21 protein-coding genes are annotated in these 17,046 nt (G+C 43.1%); 1 reads left to right on the top strand and 20 read right to left on the bottom strand.

Going from position 1 to position 17,046, the window contains the following annotated elements; translation table 11 throughout:
• Positions 1 to 16: 16 nt before the first annotated feature.
• Positions 17 to 250: a competence type IV pilus major pilin ComGC gene (locus ACR65F_RS12930; RefSeq protein ID WP_495160521.1), complete on the bottom strand. Its 234-nt coding sequence runs from the start codon at positions 248 to 250 to the stop codon at positions 17 to 19.
• Positions 251 to 665: 415 nt separating this feature from the next.
• Between ACR65F_RS12930 and ACR65F_RS12925 the strand changes: the two genes are divergently transcribed.
• Positions 666 to 857 (top strand): hypothetical protein, encoded by a 192-nt coding sequence (locus tag ACR65F_RS12925; protein ID WP_440504662.1) that lies wholly within the window; start codon positions 666 to 668, stop codon positions 855 to 857.
• Between the two features lie 37 nt (positions 858 to 894).
• Here ACR65F_RS12925 and ACR65F_RS12920 read toward each other — a convergent pair whose 3' ends face one another.
• The 19 genes from ACR65F_RS12920 to ACR65F_RS12830 form a co-directional block, all read right to left on the bottom strand.
• Positions 895 to 1,104 carry a hypothetical protein gene (locus tag ACR65F_RS12920; RefSeq protein WP_440504661.1) on the bottom strand — a complete coding sequence of 70 codons (210 nt, stop codon included), beginning with the start codon at positions 1,102 to 1,104 and terminating at the stop codon, positions 895 to 897.
• Positions 1,105 to 1,178: 74 nt separating this feature from the next.
• The gene (locus ACR65F_RS12915; protein ID WP_440504660.1) at positions 1,179 to 1,508 is read right to left on the bottom strand and encodes a YolD-like family protein; all 330 of its coding nucleotides are present in this window, start codon (positions 1,506 to 1,508) and stop codon (positions 1,179 to 1,181) included.
• 15 nt (positions 1,509 to 1,523) lie between these two features.
• Positions 1,524 to 1,793: a YolD-like family protein gene (locus ACR65F_RS12910; protein ID WP_440504659.1), complete on the bottom strand. Its 270-nt coding sequence runs from the start codon at positions 1,791 to 1,793 to the stop codon at positions 1,524 to 1,526.
• A complete protein-coding gene (locus tag ACR65F_RS12905; protein ID WP_440504658.1) occupies positions 1,794 to 2,186 on the bottom strand; it encodes a YhjD family protein in 393 nt (130 codons plus the stop codon). It abuts the gene before it with no gap.
• 17 nt (positions 2,187 to 2,203) lie between these two features.
• Complete coding sequence (locus ACR65F_RS12900) at positions 2,204 to 2,425, bottom strand: transcriptional regulator (protein ID WP_440504657.1); 222 nt, start codon at positions 2,423 to 2,425, stop codon at positions 2,204 to 2,206.
• Positions 2,426 to 2,682: 257 nt separating this feature from the next.
• On the bottom strand, positions 2,683 to 3,570 hold the full coding sequence (locus ACR65F_RS12895) for a M23 family metallopeptidase (protein WP_440504656.1): 888 nt from the start codon (positions 3,568 to 3,570) through the stop codon (positions 2,683 to 2,685).
• A 268-nt stretch (positions 3,571 to 3,838) separates the two neighbouring features.
• Positions 3,839 to 4,603: an N-acetylmuramoyl-L-alanine amidase family protein gene (locus tag ACR65F_RS12890; protein ID WP_440504655.1), complete on the bottom strand. Its 765-nt coding sequence runs from the start codon at positions 4,601 to 4,603 to the stop codon at positions 3,839 to 3,841.
• Positions 4,596 to 4,727, bottom strand: coding sequence for a hypothetical protein (locus ACR65F_RS12885; protein ID WP_440504654.1), 132 nt, complete (start codon positions 4,725 to 4,727; stop codon positions 4,596 to 4,598). Before ACR65F_RS12885 ends, ACR65F_RS12890 begins: the two co-directional genes overlap by 8 nt.
• Before the next feature lie 2 nt (positions 4,728 to 4,729).
• A complete protein-coding gene (locus ACR65F_RS12880) occupies positions 4,730 to 4,996 on the bottom strand; it encodes a holin (protein WP_440504653.1) in 267 nt (88 codons plus the stop codon).
• Positions 4,993 to 5,532, bottom strand: a complete 540-nt coding sequence (locus ACR65F_RS12875; RefSeq protein ID WP_440504652.1) for a phage holin family protein — start codon at positions 5,530 to 5,532, stop codon at positions 4,993 to 4,995. Before ACR65F_RS12875 ends, ACR65F_RS12880 begins: the two co-directional genes overlap by 4 nt.
• An 85-nt stretch (positions 5,533 to 5,617) precedes the next feature.
• Entirely contained in the window at positions 5,618 to 6,196 is a 579-nt protein-coding gene (locus ACR65F_RS12870) for a hypothetical protein (RefSeq protein ID WP_440504651.1), read from the bottom strand.
• An 86-nt stretch (positions 6,197 to 6,282) separates the two neighbouring features.
• Complete coding sequence (locus tag ACR65F_RS12865) at positions 6,283 to 6,504, bottom strand: hypothetical protein (RefSeq protein ID WP_440504650.1); 222 nt, start codon at positions 6,502 to 6,504, stop codon at positions 6,283 to 6,285.
• Positions 6,505 to 6,655: 151 nt separating this feature from the next.
• Entirely contained in the window at positions 6,656 to 6,805 is a 150-nt protein-coding gene (locus ACR65F_RS12860) for a hypothetical protein (RefSeq protein ID WP_440504649.1), read from the bottom strand.
• A 1-nt stretch (position 6,806) separates the two neighbouring features.
• The gene (locus ACR65F_RS12855; RefSeq protein WP_440504648.1) at positions 6,807 to 7,046 is read right to left on the bottom strand and encodes a hypothetical protein; all 240 of its coding nucleotides are present in this window, start codon (positions 7,044 to 7,046) and stop codon (positions 6,807 to 6,809) included.
• A gap of 17 nt (positions 7,047 to 7,063) precedes the next feature.
• Positions 7,064 to 8,008: a hypothetical protein gene (locus ACR65F_RS12850; RefSeq protein ID WP_440504647.1), complete on the bottom strand. Its 945-nt coding sequence runs from the start codon at positions 8,006 to 8,008 to the stop codon at positions 7,064 to 7,066.
• A 13-nt stretch (positions 8,009 to 8,021) separates the two neighbouring features.
• Positions 8,022 to 11,249: a Gp37-like protein gene (locus ACR65F_RS12845; protein WP_440504646.1), complete on the bottom strand. Its 3,228-nt coding sequence runs from the start codon at positions 11,247 to 11,249 to the stop codon at positions 8,022 to 8,024.
• A gap of 13 nt (positions 11,250 to 11,262) precedes the next feature.
• Entirely contained in the window at positions 11,263 to 12,063 is an 801-nt protein-coding gene (locus ACR65F_RS12840; protein WP_440504645.1) for a hypothetical protein, read from the bottom strand.
• Positions 12,064 to 12,077: 14 nt separating this feature from the next.
• Positions 12,078 to 12,971 (bottom strand): phage tail family protein, encoded by an 894-nt coding sequence (locus ACR65F_RS12835; protein ID WP_440504644.1) that lies wholly within the window; start codon positions 12,969 to 12,971, stop codon positions 12,078 to 12,080.
• Positions 12,972 to 17,033 (bottom strand): phage tail protein, encoded by a 4,062-nt coding sequence (locus ACR65F_RS12830; protein ID WP_440504643.1) that lies wholly within the window; start codon positions 17,031 to 17,033, stop codon positions 12,972 to 12,974.
• Between the last annotated feature and the right edge of the window lie 13 nt (positions 17,034 to 17,046).

Raw genomic sequence — 17,046 nt, 5'->3', positions numbered from 1 at the left:
TGTTCAGTCGAATTGTTCATTCAGTTCCAGAAGCTGATTTAGGATTAATCACTTTCCCTTCTGCATTTATGGTTAGCACAGTACCATCCGGACATTTCGCCTCTGCAGGCAAATAGTCTTTAGCAGTTAGATCTTCAAGACTAGTAGGAATTTGTTTCGTATCCATTTTGTAAGCCTGCACTTGCCCTTCCACCATTTTCAAGTAAGCATCACAACCCTTTGTGTCAATGGATTTCGAGTGCTTTGTCACGTTAGGAATCGCAACTAAAATCAGTACACTAAAATTATAAATTTATAAATCAAACTATACCAATGCATGTATTGAAGCACAGGCAGTCAGTAAATGACTGTCTTTATTATTTACTACAATAACCAATTTTCGAACATTGGCTTACTCTTATATAGAAGGAACACAATTATCCTTACGCTCTACTAACCAGTTATACAATGGCACAGACCTCACAGTTCGAGGCTTGTTTTCCTCAGTTGATATTCTCCCCTGCTTCTTCCCTACACGCTCCACGGCCTTGTTATATCCTCCTGTAAACACAGCTCTTAGCGGACTTGTTACTGTGAGCACACCATCAATTTTTTTAATGACGACAAATAAAAAAGGCGTCACTCAATCAAGAGCAGTCGCCTTAAAAATGAAAGTGGGATATTTAATGCAGAAGATTATCGATCTATTTGAACAGACATCAATGACATTAGATGATATGGAGTATTTTTGTAACAAGCACAACTTACGATACTCACTTGTGGACGATTACATGACAGTGACAGATGGCAATGACGTTGTAAAGTTTACCATCGTGAAGGATGATGTGGTAATAAATATTTTTGATTACGATTACTAAATAAGCAGAGCGAGAGAGGCGTATGCCCCCTCTCTTTTTATTGTACCAATTCTCCGATTTTCCCCTTGCCGAACTCCACTACTTCCAATCTTTCTACTTGAAGCAAATTGATGCCGTACTGTTCTTTTGTCATAACCATTTCAGCGCCGTTAATATGTACAGGCTCTATTTCTAATGGATTATCGACCGATTCAAACTGTACGTCCTTACCGTTTTTCAGCAAAACATAAACAGAATACCTTTTCACATTCCCACCTCCTTGTCAATTATATACGACAATGGTAGTGGGTAATCCTCCTTACTTTTCTAAATATTTTGCTTTTAACATTTAATCTGCACACTCACAATATCCTTAAACTTGATACGCTCCAATTCAAAAGGGTCCTGCAGCATGACACGGCGCGTATGTAAATCGATGGATTCAATCGTGCCTAGATAACTTGTAACCTTACCGTCACCCCATGTTTCTACAGATGTCTGGCATTTCATTTTAAGTGCTCTGTCCAACTCTTCCTGCATTGCTTCCAAGTCCCACTCTGACAGCTCAGGACGTTCAACGTAATCATCCTCAGCTTGCCACTCACGAAGCAGTCCTACATGTTCTGGTAGCATGAGCGCTGTCCATTTGATTTTTCCTCGGTCTCGAAGCATCTAATCAGTCCCGTCTTATTTAATGCTTACAATATCGTTCATGTTGATTTTGATATCTTCATAATTAACTCGCAACGACATCACACCTGTTTGACCATCAGCACTAGAAATCACTCCAACAAAACTCTTGTGTTTTTTCTGATGAAAAATCGTGATTTCAACCACAGATTCAAACTCCTGCGCATCATTAAGCTTTTCGCCGATTTCCTGATAGTCGTACTCTGTCAGTTGAGGTCTAGCACTAGCAACCTTCTTAGCTTTCGCTGGCTTTGGAATTCCAACCATTTAATTCGTCCTCCCTTTTGTAACGTGCTTTATCTCTCCATTTCGCACTGATCCACCCATCAAATATATCTCCAGTAATTCCTGTGAGTGATTCCTCAGTTTGAGATTCATGTATTTTCTTTGATACCGTTCAGACCCGACAGAAAAAAGATAAGTCGTAAAGTCACCGTCGTTTCCTTCTTTAATCAGCTTCATTCTATTACGGTTAAAATATTGATGAATGTCTTTGAGGTCATTGTGGATATTGTTCATTGCTCTCTTTACCACAGCCAAATATGGTGAAGTAAATTTAACAGGCGTCGCTTCAATCTGTTTAGTATCTTTATCTAAAATGGTTAGCAACATCGGCAGGTATATCATGTGTTCAAATTGTTCTACAGTTTCGTTGGTCATCATCCTGGTAGCGAGCATTAGATCACTGCCCTTTCACGTTCGATGATGGGAACAAGTGCTAAAACATTTTCAATTACAAAGGTACGTTTAGACTGCCGTAAATAGCAATAAGCTCTAAAAGATGAATCGCCTACCAGAAGCACACTAACTCTACGTTTAGTGATTGATCCATCCTTGGCCAAATACATCATATCTAACGTCTCACCATAATTCACAGCTCTCTCTAATGTTTTACGCACATTTGTTCCCCTCCTCAGTTTTAGTATAGAGAACAATTGTTCTTATGTAAAGCAAAATAAAAAGCCCCATCCAATGAAGGATAGAGTTCAAATTTATACAGCGATTCTGACGAATCTATCTAATAATACCAATATATCGCCATCTTATCTACAATTAATACCTTATATAAGCAATACTTACCAAAATACCAACTCAATAAAATAAAAAAGCCCTATCCAATTAAGGACAGGGCTTTGATCGATTATTAAGGTACTACTTATTTTACAACCTTAACGTACTCTGATTTGATCCAAGTGTTTTGACCAAGATCATACCAGCCTTCCAATGCTCCATAAACTTTGTATTTAGCGCCCGGAGCTACGCGGTCTTTGTAAGCGCCGTTCGGCTTGTCGTATACATTCACGTTCGTAGTATGGCTAACTGTAGCTCTGTAAGGATTCACTGTAGAATGAATGTCATGTACATAGCCGCTTCCAATAGCATAGTAATAAAACCCATCAGAGCCTAATGCTTTTTTGAAAACAGGATATTGAGATCCATTTGATACTTTTCCAATCAATCCATATCCCGGGTTGCCAAATAGATTAGCATTTGATGAACCATCAGCAGTTTCTATTGTTAGAGTTGCCCATGAGCCATCATAGCTATGAACTACTTCAGGGTTAATTTTCCCCTCTAAATATGGTTTCGGATCAACAGCGTTATTATTATTAGATAAAAAACCACCTTTATGCAATTCAAAATGTAAGTGTGGCCCTGTCGAATTTCCAGTATTTCCGCTTTTACCTATAATTTGTCCTTGTGAAACCGTGTTACCTACAGCTACACCAATGCTAGATAAGTGTGCATAAATTGTATCGTAAGTTTGTCCACCAATGGAATGACGTATCATTATATAATTTCCCCAACCCGAATGGTAAGTTGCCTTAACAACTGATCCTGCTGCTGAAGCTTTTACTGATGTGCCTTCAACAACAGGCATATCAACTCCTGCATGCAATTTTAGTACATGATCCTTTGGATGAACTCGATAACCGAAACCACTAGTGATGTTTACATTGATAGGTTTAATAAACGTTTGCGCAGCTGAAGCTGATGAAGTTTGAATTACACCAAATAGACCAAATACTAAAATGAAACTCAAAAATAATTTACCTAGCTTTTTATTAATGGGAAACTCCTCCTTTTTTGTTGTTACTAGGCAAGCTTAACACAACATTGCAGAAATGTTACGTTAATTTACGAAATATGACATTTTGATACATTAGTAATACGAATATTTCAATTAAATTAAGATTATTAGACTATTTAGTCGAAAAAACATAAATCATATAATCTATTAGCCTTGTATTACTTTCAATTCATAGATATCACTAGAAGAACATCCTATTAAAATAGAATAGGTGGCTAAGTTATTCAATACGTTTCCCTCCGTTAAGTGACGCACCCGCAATAACTGTAGCAAGATGGATAGCACGGTTTGGAGCCATTTCACCTGCTCTAACGTCTTTTTCATGTTGATCAGAAGAAAAGACTCCTTTTTTTCTCGCGAGTTCATACGCCTTAGCCATTTCTTCGCTTTCTCGTGAATTTAACATTAGAAATTCCTCCTCTTTTGGTGTTGTCAGTTTAGCTGCAGGTTCAACAGAACCTCCTGCATAAGCTGTAATCCCTTCTGCCGTCCACTGTGCCAGTTGTTCGACCTTATTAATTAAGATACTTTCATCACTCCCATTGGAGATAAACGCATACTCAATTAACACAGCCGGCATAGCTGACTCACGCAATACAGCTAGGTTACCTCGTTTTTGTCCACGGTCACGGATTCCGATTTTACTTGCAATCGCCTTGTGGATGACAGACTGTAGTTTCGTGGTTGTATCACTCACAGGGCCGTTATAGATAAACGTCTCGAAGCCAGAAGCATACGAGGTCGCAGAGTTATCGTGGAGACTGATAAAGTAGTCAGCTCCCCAAGCGTCAGCCATACGAGCACGTTCAGACAGCCCAATAAACACATCTGTAGAGCGAGACATTTTCACCGTGTGTCCAGCGCTTTCAAGCAATGTTTTCAATCGCAATCCGACTTTCAATACATTATCCTTTTCCTTCGATTGCTTTCCTACGGCTCCTGGATCGTGACCTCCGTGTCCTGGATCGATGAAGATTTTACTCATGGTCTGTCACCTCGCTCTCTTCATTCTTATAATTCTCATAGCAATCCTGACAGAGCATTTCACCATTAAACTGGTCCAGTACATCAATCTCTTTTGTACAAACCGCGCATTCTGTTTTAGCCATAATTAATTAGCCCCTTTCGTTTTACCTTCATTCGGTGTTCCTAATTCAAAAATCCCTGTAGCTGCTAATCCAGCTAAACCGCCTGCCCACAATCGCAATACAATATCTAGCTCCGTAAACGGTGATGCTGCAAAACCAATAAAAAGACCCACCGCAAAAGCGATGAGCGGGATGATGGTTTTGGGTAGTGTAAACGTTCGTTTGAATAGTTCAGTCACCGCTAAGATAATTGGTGCTAAGATTGTTGCAAAAATCAATACTGCTGTCATTGTTTCTTCTCCTCCTCTTTCTTCTTGTTTAGCTGTGTGTGTAGTGCTTCGTTCTCTTTCAATAGTTCCTTCTTGTCGATACGATCCAACATGGGGGACCGTATCAGCCGCTGTTCCTTACCTGATGGATCACGATGCATCTTTTCGAGTGCATTAAAAAGAACTGCCGGAATCGGCAGCCCTATCTGTGCGCAGTTCTCTAAAATGCTGATCCCTTCATTTACAATAAAAAAGGATGTGACACCTAGAAGCACCAAACCTTTAGGATCTTGTCCTACTGACATCACCATATATTCAATGCCTGCAGCCATACCAATCATTACGAAGACGCCTAACTTTTTTACAACGCCAGCGAATCCTATCGTGCTATCCCACGATTTGGTCACATATGCTCTTAACAATCCCGTAACCCCATCGAGAATCATAAAAAACATAAGGACAACAACCGCCTCGTTAATGACGCCAATGAGATAGATCAGGAAGCTGATGAATAGTGCCCCGATGCCTTTAACCCCCGTAACTTCCAAACGAGTCACCTACTTTCACTCCTTCCATCCCTTAACTCCCCTTTTCTCTTTTTTGGGTAAACAAAAAGAACGCCCGGTGTGGACGTTCTAAGAATTACGCATTTGAAAGTAATATTGAATTTTTGAACACCCTGTCATTTACAGTTGAATCCAACTCTGATACACGTTTATTTACACGCTCTTGAATCATTTGAGCATCCAGTAGAGTGAACCTATTATATTCAGCACAGTGTTCTGAAATCAGCTCACCTATAAGGGTTTGCGCACCATCAAAATTGCCAGACGATCCATGTCTGATTGTCTGCTCCGTAGGATAAATAAACTGCAATCCCTCTGTTTCTTGCGAATTGAATCCAGAGAAAAAAACCTCGTTCTTTTCATCTAGTCCGCCCACCAATACCTGAAAATCTTTATTTGTCTTGCCCTTACCAACACTATTAAACATGTCTTCTATAAATGTCTTTGCATTTATACAATTATACAGATGAAATTTTTCGAATAACACTTTTGAAGTATGAAAATCCCCAGTCACGCTAAAGATAATTGATTCCGTTGCTTTTTTAACTTTGTTATACTGTTCGTCTTGAATAGTATTATTTTCATAATTCGTCACACGACCATCGCTCATAAATGTGATATAGCGTCGGGTTGCTATTACCGATACAAAGCTCATAATGTTCCCTCCCCTTTTCATCCACAATTCGACAAAAGAGGAAGGATTCCTTTAATTTTCACTATGACGCATTATGGTCCGAATATTCACTTTAGACCGAGATCTTTCTTAATACCGGTCAAATGTATTACAAACTCCTCCCTAATCCTTGACTCTGATTCTATAAAATTTGATCCTAGAGAATATAAAACTTTATCAGTCGCGTCAGAAGCTAAATCTGAAATATAAGTCGGTTTAGTATCCTTAAACTCTGAGAAAACCTTACGTGTTTCTTCTAATGCTATTTCTTCAATTATATTTTTAGACATGATGTACCTCTTTCAAATAATTATTTTCAACCTATTATAGTATATGCATTTTAAGCGAAAGTAATACTAAGTAACATATATTAGTATAATTGGAGTTGCAAAAAAGCCATAAAAAATAACGCTAGCTTATGCTGCGTTTATTGATTGTGTGTTACACAGTGGATAGTGGGTTGCCTTGCCCATCCAATCCCATTCCTTTTAGCAATATTAATACCTGTGATTTTAGGTTTGTCGGAACCGTTTCGATTGTGTAACCAGTGAAAGATGTTCGACTGATTAAAGTAGCGTATGCCATCGCCATATTAAGCACCCCCTTTTAGTGTTTGTATTTCTGCATATATGTCGGCTAGGGACATCATAACAATCATGTTGTCTGTTTGTAGCCCGTCGATTCTGTTTCCAATGGGTTGTTCATCATCGAACACTAGAAAATTACCTTCTGTTACATTCTGTTGTTCCACTAGGAAACTACCTTTCAACAATTGATCTGCAATGATTGATTCCTTTTCTACGTCATCTAAATATTGAATAGTAACCTTCATTAGCTACATACCCCTTTCTATTCTAAATCAATAGTCGCGAATGGTCTTTCGGTCACGCCCACGGTGAAATCGTAAACGTCTGCATATAGCGTATATGACGGGATACTCAACGCGTGTCCCTTGAGTTGCAAATAGTCACCTGCTTTAATGGGCACATCTACGGTGTAAGTCATAGGCAAAGTGCTCGATCCACTGGCGCCGGAATAATAATCAGCACCAAATTTAACTCCATTCACAAAAATACCTAGTCGCGTTCCACCTGCTAGCGCGCTTGTGTATTGTTGCATTGTGAATTTGACTCTGACGACACCGGTGACAAACAACACGACACTCTTAACTAAAGCTGAAAATTCCGCGGCTTGCCATTGCTCAATTCGTCGTTTAGCCGGCGAACTAACCAACATGGTGTTATCTCCTGGTGTAACCGTTCCGAAAGTTATCAAAGATCCGTTTACCCCAAAAATGCGCACACCACTTTTAATGTTTGTGGATACTAGGTTCGCATCTCCTAACCCGACTTGATCTCCCTCGTCATTGGAAAAGGTGTATCCTTTTAAGGCTTGATTCGGTTGTAAATTTCCACTCCCCCCTTCACCCTGTAAGATAAAAGCCCCCGTGCCAATTGCTGAAGGATTGTAACGTACTGTATAAACCCCATTGTTCTTTAAATTGGTAACGGGTTTCCCGTTTGCTTTCAGGACAGGTTTCGCACCCAAATCATTCACGTTTAATGTAGTGGCTCCTGAGGAATCTGCGTTAGCTGTAACAACGATTCCCATACCTTCCAAGTAAGAACCTGGACTAGGGTCTAATGTTACGGAATAAGCATTTGCAATATTATTTGATTTTGCAACCCCTGGATGCTTCACATAATCCGCCTTATGCGTCGCAAACTCTTCCATGGTTGGTGCAGTTTGAACCCACTGTGAAGTGGTCGGGTCCCAAATTTTTTCTTTAACCATTTGCATCACTCCTTTAATTGGTGTCGTACCAAACCAAATTTTTATTTGCGGGGGGCGTGGCTCCGATGTGGACGGGCTTATAATCATCAACCTTCTTCTGAGCACCTGTAACAGTTTCTAACTCAGCCCATGGTGTCCAAGTAGTTCCGTAAATATGACGAATCATAAATCGCGGCACATTTCCGTTATACGTGACTGCTGTCTGTGCCCGATTTCCAGTTCTGACTGAATAGAAGTATGTGAGAATGTGCCAGTAGACACCTCCACCGGGACTGTTCGCATGATTCGTTAAAATGTAGGATTCTTGGGTGATGTTTGGATCAGCAGTTGAACCAACGGAAACAGAATTCATTTTGGAATCCAAGGATGACTGTAACCCTGTAACATTGGCAATTGAATGTGAGTGGGCAGAAGGTGGGAATACAGTCGGCTTCCCCAGCACATTCAGCCATTCCACAGAATCGGCGACTGCTGCCCCAGGAGGACCTTGTGCGCCAGTATCTCCTTTATCGCCTTTAGGTCCAGTCAATCCAATTGCTCCCGCGTCCCCTTTAATACCCTGAATCCCCTGGATACCTTGCAATCCACGAGGACCAGTATCACCTTTTGCTCCCGTCGCTCCGGTATCACCCTTCTCTCCTTTTAATCCTGCGAGTTGGGTTGCGGTGAAATCTGTATAAACGAAAGGATCACCTTTCTCACCCTTGACGCCTTGAATTCCTTGGTCACCTTTAGCTCCGGTTAAACCGATAGGACCTGTTGCGCCTGTTGCACCCTTAGCTCCTGTATCTCCCTTTTCGCCCTTTAGCGATGCTAGTTGTGGTGCAGTAAAATCTGTGTAAACAAACGGGTTCCCTCTCTCACCCTGAATACCTTGATCGCCTTTAGGACCTGTAGCACCAGTTAAACCCGTGTCTCCTTTGGGACCTACGGGACCAGTTGCTCCAGTTAATCCCGCATCACCTTTCAAGCCTTGCGGACCTTGAGCACCAATGTCTCCTTTAAGACCTGTCAGTCCAATTGGTCCTGTATCCCCTTTGTCGCCTTTTAGACCTTGACTCCCGGTAGCCCCTTTTACGCCCTGCAATCCCTGGGGACCTTTCAAACCTTCCAGTTGTTGGGCGGTGAAATCGGTGTATTTGAACGCTTCACCCTTCGGACCCGCGGGACCTGTAAGACCGGTAGCTCCCGTAGCTCCTTTCACACCTTGGATTCCTTGGTCACCTTTATCTCCTTTCTCTCCTTTAATTCCTTGCACACCCTGCGCTCCTCGTGGTCCTTGTAAGTCCACCACTGCCATCTGAGCAACAATCAAAACGTACTGACCGGCATCTATTCCAGGCTGCACTGTCACCCCCTTACCGTCTGCCTTCTCCGTAAATGCATCCTGTGGTTGACGTTTCCCATTTACAAAGAGACTAACTGCCCTAATTCCCACTGGGAAGTTCCAGCCGTCTAACCAGGTAAAGTCTGTTTGATTCGCAGACGAAATAAAGTTTTTTTCGAACAGTACATAGGATTGCGAGGATCCAGGAGGACCCATAATCCCCTGGTCACCTTTTGGACCAATAGGGCCTGTATCTCCTTTAATGCCTTGGATACCTTGCAACCCTCTCGGCCCAATATCCCCATTAGGTCCTTGCAGACCGTCGAAATAGTCAACACCTTTAACTGGCGTATAACCTGCTTCACCTTGCTGGCCTTGTAACCCTTGGGGACCGCGTTCGCCCTGTATGCCTGCCGGTCCAGTTAACCCAGTATCTCCCTTAGCGCCGGTTGCTCCAGTATCTCCCTTTAATCCCTGTGGACCTCTTGCTCCTGCGTCACCTTTTGGTCCTGTCGCTCCATCAAAATAGTCAATTCCTTTGACAGGCGTGTAGCCGGCATCTCCTTTGAGTCCAGTTGAACCAGTAGCTCCCTTTACACCTTGAAGACCTGTATCCCCTTTCGGACCCGCTGGACCTATATCACCTTTTGGTCCCTGCAAACCTGTGTCACCTTTAAATCCTCGTTCACCTTGTGGACCAGTGGCACCGGTCAATCCGATGTCACCTTTTAACCCTTGAAGCCCACGTTCTCCGGTATCACCTTTAATTCCCTGTAAACCTTGAGGTCCTCGTGGTCCAGTTTCGCCGGTTGGACCTGGTACGCCATCTCTACCGTCATTAAATTCAGGCTCGTCCAATTCCCGTTTAATTTTTTCGATTAATGTAGGAAGAGCGTTACCGAAAACTACCCGTAGCTGAAAGCCGCTTCCTTTTTCGTGGATTTCTGTCACTTCAACAATTCGTTCGTGTACAGTACGTGTCTTCTTCGCATTTTGAATGGTGACGATATCGCCTAAATCCCAATCTTTTTTATACTCAAATGGACCATCTGTCAGTATGTCTGTTTCAAAAGAATCCACTTTTGTATACTCTGCAAGTTTTTGTCGTCCACGATCAGGGAGATTCGCTCCGTCTTCGATATCTCGCGCATCAATAAAAACCTCGTTACGATCTAATCCCGAAGCATCTCCAATTACTACTATTTCACGGTCAGCACCCTCGCCTTGCCCCGCTACAATTGCAACGTTTCGATAATCTAGATTACTCGTTATGATTTTTTGCTCACCTACATTATCAAACTCCACGCCGAATATTACTGGTGAGTTGACTGATTGCAGGATTGATAAATCATTACCAGAGGGCGTATCGAAGATATAGCCTTTTCCAGTAAATAAAACGTCCCACCCTAAATTAGATGCAAGACTTAACTTTTCCAATTCATCTGGTAATGGTTGATGTCTTGTTTGATAGTAAAAAGACGGACCGCGTAATTGATCGGGAGCAATTGATAATCTAGGAATGATTCGTTCTGGCTTAGTAGAAATTGTGTTTGCATCCACGTAGCTCTTCATGATTGTTTCCGCATTGCCAGTCAAAGCATCGTGCGACAATCCGACAGGAGGAATGGTAATACGCTTTCCAATTAGACCTTTTAAGTCCAATCCACGTACAAGTATCTGATCACTCGCTTTGCCACTTTCTGACGTATCTTCTTCGATATGTGCGATAATGCCTGTTTTATCAGGACCGATGGTGAGAATATGACCTTCTACTAGTTTTTCGATACCGAACGTGTGAGCATTGAGGACGATTTGAAAGTCTCCTGCTTTCGACCACCGACGAACCCACATCAAACTTTCGAACACGTCGACTTCGCCTTGATATTCAAAATCCGCATTGTAAATATGAATCATCTAATCACCTCACTTACTTGCTGGTATCGACCCATCTGTCATACTGACTGGGATTGGCAGGTGGAGTTGGACCAATATAGACCCTGAACCCACCTAAGACAAAACCTTTCGTTTGTTGTTGAGCGAGCCAGTTAGAAAACTCCGTTCCATAGCCTGCTAGATTTTTTTCTAACTTGGCAACATATTCAGTCAGAGACTGATCGGCGGCTGCCTTATTATCAGCAAGTGTTTTTTTGTAATTCGCAACCACCACATCGAGGGATGCGACCGTTGCATCAAAAAAGTCCCTCCACTCAAGCAAGAATGCTGAGGTAGGTACCTGGATAATAGAGGACACGACACCACAAAGTTCTTGGTCCATCCGCTCATCCGTCACACTGTTAATTGCAGATACACCTGCACTTACCCTGACCTGTGCGAGACTGAGTTCGTACACAAAATCATCGCGTTGTAATACAGGTGGTTGTGGTGTTGTTGCAGGCACTCCTTCTTTCACAAACACTCTTACATATCGCTTTGAGATAGTTCTGTCTAGCCGTACTACCACTCGGTCTATGCGAGGATAGGACGGATTCCCGACAGCGTGTAACAGCTCAATCGGTGCTGTATTGCGGTACATATATCCTTCGATAAATGCTGCACCTATTTCCACCGATGTGGTCAATCCGGCTCCCTTTGTCAGACGCAAGGAAGGTAGGCCATTTCGATGGAACACACCATTTGTCAGAATCTCAGTGTAGTACTTTGCAAAATCTGCGGCAGTTACTTCCCTGTCTCCATCCACAGAGTCAAACATCATAAATTCTTCTGCCATTTAATTCACCTCTCTTATATTGCTAAATAGCGCGGCTGAAACCGGATTGTTACCGGTGCTTTTTCATATTCGACACCAGTGTTATAGGTCATCAAGTTATTTCCTGGTTGTAGCTGAAAGAATGTACTAGACGGACCGGCGCCGGTCGGGTCGACCAAGATATGGTGGAACGCGTTGATTCGTTTGCCATCTGCGAGAATCTTTTCGACTCTCTTTCTACCGAACGCCGTACTAATCCATAGCTGTTCACCTTCCAATAAGCTTTGGTTAACCTCAATGAATTCCCCAGTCGTTTCGTTATCGATGCGTATAGGAGTCGTAGCTGGTCCTTCGAAAGTAATCTCAATAGGTGTAGGAGAATCCCCGTTATTTACGACGATTCGGGATTTCGCTTGGCTGTCCTGGTTACCAAAGATTGTAGGCAAACGAAGCGGAAAAGTTAAACCCCCACTGAACGTCACAAGTTGTTCAACGGTATCCACCGCCGTTTTCCAAAATGGGTTAGATGCAACAAATGTAACAAGACCTTTTTGCATTTCGCTTGTTCGACTTCCAGAACCATCTGGGAAGAACGGAACAGATTCAGCGCTTGCTTTAATCTCTCTAACAACGAGGCCGTTTTCGTAACGTAATGTACCCTCATCCAAATTGGGATTGAGAACACGACCCATTTTCATACGGAATTCGGATACTTCTGAGTAATTTTCACCAACAATTAAAAACTCAATCGGGATGACTCTTTCTTCCAATGTGCTCCCGATTCGAGTACTTCCATCTTGATATGGTGCTTTCTGACGTTGAACGGTAGCTGATACATCACCCAAGCCGTTCACGCTGACCAAATAAAAAGGTGGACCATCGAATACGATGGACTCGCCTCTACTGTTTAAGAAGGTTAGTTTTTCCAATTATGAACCTCCGTTCCATGCCAATGCCTGTTGCCGCCCTACCTGGGCAAGAGCTCGTGCGTTTTCTGATGGTGATAAAGCTTTCGGTGAGTGCAAATGCACCTCTTGGTTGAACCCTCCACCAACTCCTGCGCCTACTGAACCTGAATGATTCACTGACATGTCCACATTCAGTTCCTGTTTAATCTGACGCTTCAGCGCCGTCATTTGCGTTTGTGTATCAAGCGGCGCCATTCTCAAGTCGGCAAGATTCGGCTTCATCCACTCGGTAGATTGTGCCGACATGGCAACGACTTTAGACTTCATCGCTTCCATTCCATCAATCCATCCGAACATCATGTTCTTACCGATCATGTCACGCATCCAACGAGATGGACTGTGGATGTCGAGAGCGCTCGCCATTGCCGCTTTTACTGCGTTGGCAATAGATGTCGCTTTTGCTACTAACGCACCCTCCATGCTAGCCAAGCCATTCATCAACCCTTTACCGGCGTTAACTCCGACTTGCTTCAACGTTTGGAGTTGAGTGTCTGTAGCCTTTGTGACTGTACCTATCTTAGCTACCCACTCTGTCTTCAGTACATCCAGTTCTTTGTTAGCCGCTGCGCGCATTTCTTCAATGCGGAGAGTAGTATTCGCTTTTAAGTCAGCCAATTCTAACGTCGCTTGATCTACCGCAATTGCCGTCTTCTGTTGATACAATGCTGTGTACTTATTCAACTCTGCTGCAGATAGGGTGTTCAACGCTTGGAGCTCGCCGAGGGCTTTCGGTCCCATCGCTTCAAGTTCCTTCATGAGATCCTTGTCGTCTATCTTGCCCCACAGGGAGTCTAGGACTGTGCGCCAATCTTGCAACCCAGTAACCTGGTTTTGCAGATTGTTCAGTAACGTCTGTCCACTACCTTCAAAGCTACTGACAAACTCATCGAACAAGCCTGCAAAGTTCTTAATATCCTTAATACGATCGCTATAGGCTTTGCTGTATTCCTCATTGAGTTGCTTTTCGCTTTGCGCCAACTCATCATTGATTTTCTGCATCTTGTCCGAGTATTCTTGGTTGATCGCAGTAATCTCATTGTTGACTGCTTGAACAGCGTTCTTATAAGCTTTTTGAGCTTCGACTTTTTCTTTCGTGCCGTTTTTAAACAGTTTGATCGATGCTTCCCATACCTTTGCTTCAGCAACGAGCGAGAGTTCTTCTGTGGACTTTTTATCATCAATAAATTGCTTAATGACATCTAATCGCTCTTTCGCCAAACTTGATTCTGTTTTAGTTTTCTCGGATTTCGCTTTAGCATTAATCGAAGCGATTTTCTTGTTGCTGTCCTCTTCGATTTTTTGAATGTTAACAGCTAAATCCTTTTTGATATTACGGATTCGCAACGCTTCGGAAGCGGTCAGTTTCCGTTTCTTCGTTGCTGCCCCTGTATGAATAGATTGGATAGATTGAGCTGCTTTACGTTCAAGCTCATGCTCTTTCTTCGCACTATCTTTCTGGACAGCTGCACGATCTTTTCTTGCGTCCGCATCTATTTTCAACAACTCAGAAGCATGTTTCTTGGCTACTGCAGTTACAGCGGCGGTTACACCTTGAATAGCTTTCTCATTCGCTTTACGAGTGGCTGATACTCCTATCGCCATCCCTTTACCCACGAACTCACCAATCGAAATAAATACACGGGATGGTGAATGAATCTTTAACAGAGACTTGGCTTTGTTTACGACTCCACTGACAACGCCAGTTATTGCGCCAATCGCATCCTTCGCCATATTCTTGATTCCGTTAATTAATCCCATGACCAAATCTTTACCGGCAGACAGCATTTGGCTTCTGAATTCCAATACCTTGCCTGGAATTTTTCCGATTTCTTTTCCGAGAGCCACTACAGCTTCGACCGTTTTTTGCTTCACAGCAGTCCATGCATTTTTGACAGCATTAGAAATGTTGTTCCAAATTTCTACTGTTTTTGCTTTAATTTTGCTCCAGTTCGCGATGATTAGTGCAGCTAAACCAACTACTGTTGCAATAACCCATCCTACTGGTCCGAGTGCGAGTAACCATGCCGCTGCCATACGTGCGGCTTGAGCCAAGGCTTGCGCGCCCATTAAGACCCATTTCGCTACGAATAACACGGCTGTCCTTGTCATATTAGCGACTGACTTCGCCATCGCGGCTCCTGTAGACAGTGTCCAAGCAGCGGCTTGCTTTGTTGCGCTTGCAGTCGCTTTAGTTGCCATCAACAACCACTTGCCGACAAACGTTGCCGCAGAAGCAACCATCTTAGCAACGGCTGTAACCATTTTCGCACCAGTAGCTAGCGTCCAGGATGCCGCTACTTTTGCTGCATGGATTGCTGACTGTGCAGCCATAAGCGCCCATCTTCCTATGATTGTCGCGACTGATTTAACTGTATTTGCTACCATGGCCGACGTTTTAGCGATAAAAGTTGCTGCCATCGATAATATGGACACTTGCGCCGCACCGATTGGAGTTGCTAGTGTACCAATTGCAGCAATAAGACCAATCACGTGAGGTAGTGCCGCTAACATCGCACCACCAAATACCACAACCGCAGCTATAATCTTCCCGACCCACGGATGATTCTCCATCATCGCGCTGGACCATTCTAAGAATCTATTGATTAGCCCTAGCATTGTTTGACCAATCGGAGCAAGAGCAATCCCGAGATTCACCAGGAATGTCGTTATGTTACCGATTAGCGAGACTACTTGCGGACCATTCTCTTTGATGTAATTGATAAAGTTCTGGAAACTTTGGTTCTCCGCTAGTGTGGACGACCATTCTTTAAACCGTTCCATCATATCCTGCAAGCTCGTCATCATATCCGCAGAGGATGGAGCAAACGCGGCGAACATGTTAATCATGCCTTGGATCGCGTCACTGAATATCGACCTGATTTTCGGCATGTTCTCATTCACATAGTCCACAAACGCTTGAAACTTTGCACTCTCGCCCAACTTCGATGACCATTCCGCGAAACCTTCCGACATTCTTAAGAATCCGGCAGCAGTATCTTCAGCTAATGGACCAAAAGCGACCATCATGTTCAGGAACCCTTGAATAAAGTTCCCTGCCGCTTTCGTGATTGTTTCAAGCATAGGACCTGCAGATTTATTCAGATAGTCGAAGAACGCTTTCATACTGTCAGATTTGATGGTCTGACCAAGACTAGAAGTCAATCTACCTACCGCGTCTGTAACGCCGGCAAACATTGGCGTGAGCGATGTGAGCACGCTGCCAAACATATCAAGAGACTGCGTGAAGATTTGAATCGTTTTTGTTTCCAGTCCCTTAGCAATTCCTGACCATGTATCTTTCAACTTATTCATGGAAGTTAATGCTTTGGTTTGTTCGGAATTCAACGAGCCTTGGATCGCCTGCATTTCTTTCAGAATCTTATTACGCTCTTTTAAATCTGTAGCGTCATCTAGTTTTTCCTGTAGCTTCTTTAAATCAGAAGAAGCGCCGAACACATCTTTAAGATTTGTTACCGCAATAGCGCCAAATCCAGCCGCTCCAATACCCGCTGTAGCAAACGCTGTACCAAGTGCGAATGTTGAACCTGCAATTGTTCCGAGCATGGGTCCTAGTTGTCCTAGTAAGCCCACAACCGATGCAATGATAGGGACAACAGCAGGAGAGAGAGAAATCATAATACCCCTTGCAGTCATCTGCATGATTTCACTCATGTTCCGCGAGAACGTGGCAATAGCTCTCATTGTATTCTGGTAGTTTTTCCACGTAGCGCGGATAGGTATGACAATGTTATCCCGGGTTAACGCGCGAGCAACTACCGCTACTTCTGCCGCTTTACGCAAGAATCGTGAAATGTCCGCACTGATAGTCTTGTCATCACGTTTCAACACACGCTTTGTGGTAGCTTGAACAGCTTTCATTTTCGCTTGAAACTCTCTGATATTCGCACCGATTGGCTTGGTTGCTTCAAAAGCGGTCTCTCTTACTTTCTTATCAACTTGCTTCATTTTCCGGTTGAAGTCGTTAATTTTTGCACCGATGATTGCTTGGAAGTTTTCAATCACTCGCTGTTCCTCC

It is taken from the genome of Sporosarcina sp. SAFN-010 (assembly GCF_059415065.1).
This window is presented reverse-complemented; position numbering and strand designations above follow the sequence as displayed.

Excerpts from the sequence above, each read along its gene's own strand:
- ACR65F_RS12870 (WP_440504651.1), bottom strand. The coding sequence starts at position 6,196 with ATGAGCTTTGTATCGGTAATAGCAACCCGACGCTATATCACATTTATG.
- ACR65F_RS12890 (WP_440504655.1), bottom strand. The coding sequence starts at position 4,603 with ATGAGTAAAATCTTCATCGATCCAGGACACGGAGGTCACGATCCAGGA.
- ACR65F_RS12840 (WP_440504645.1), bottom strand. The coding sequence starts at position 12,063 with ATGGCAGAAGAATTTATGATGTTTGACTCTGTGGATGGAGACAGGGAA.
- ACR65F_RS12925 (WP_440504662.1), top strand. The coding sequence starts at position 666 with ATGCAGAAGATTATCGATCTATTTGAACAGACATCAATGACATTAGAT.
- ACR65F_RS12915 (WP_440504660.1), bottom strand. The coding sequence starts at position 1,508 with ATGCTTCGAGACCGAGGAAAAATCAAATGGACAGCGCTCATGCTACCA.
- ACR65F_RS12880 (WP_440504653.1), bottom strand. The coding sequence starts at position 4,996 with ATGACAGCAGTATTGATTTTTGCAACAATCTTAGCACCAATTATCTTA.
- ACR65F_RS12885 (WP_440504654.1), bottom strand. The coding sequence starts at position 4,727 with ATGGCTAAAACAGAATGCGCGGTTTGTACAAAAGAGATTGATGTACTG.
- ACR65F_RS12845 (WP_440504646.1), bottom strand. The coding sequence starts at position 11,249 with ATGATTCATATTTACAATGCGGATTTTGAATATCAAGGCGAAGTCGAC.
- ACR65F_RS12905 (WP_440504658.1), bottom strand. The coding sequence starts at position 2,186 with ATGACCAACGAAACTGTAGAACAATTTGAACACATGATATACCTGCCG.
- ACR65F_RS12850 (WP_440504647.1), bottom strand. The coding sequence starts at position 8,008 with ATGGTTAAAGAAAAAATTTGGGACCCGACCACTTCACAGTGGGTTCAA.
- ACR65F_RS12860 (WP_440504649.1), bottom strand. The coding sequence starts at position 6,805 with ATGGCGATGGCATACGCTACTTTAATCAGTCGAACATCTTTCACTGGT.
- ACR65F_RS12910 (WP_440504659.1), bottom strand. The coding sequence starts at position 1,793 with ATGGTTGGAATTCCAAAGCCAGCGAAAGCTAAGAAGGTTGCTAGTGCT.
- ACR65F_RS12865 (WP_440504650.1), bottom strand. The coding sequence starts at position 6,504 with ATGTCTAAAAATATAATTGAAGAAATAGCATTAGAAGAAACACGTAAG.
- ACR65F_RS12855 (WP_440504648.1), bottom strand. The coding sequence starts at position 7,046 with ATGAAGGTTACTATTCAATATTTAGATGACGTAGAAAAGGAATCAATC.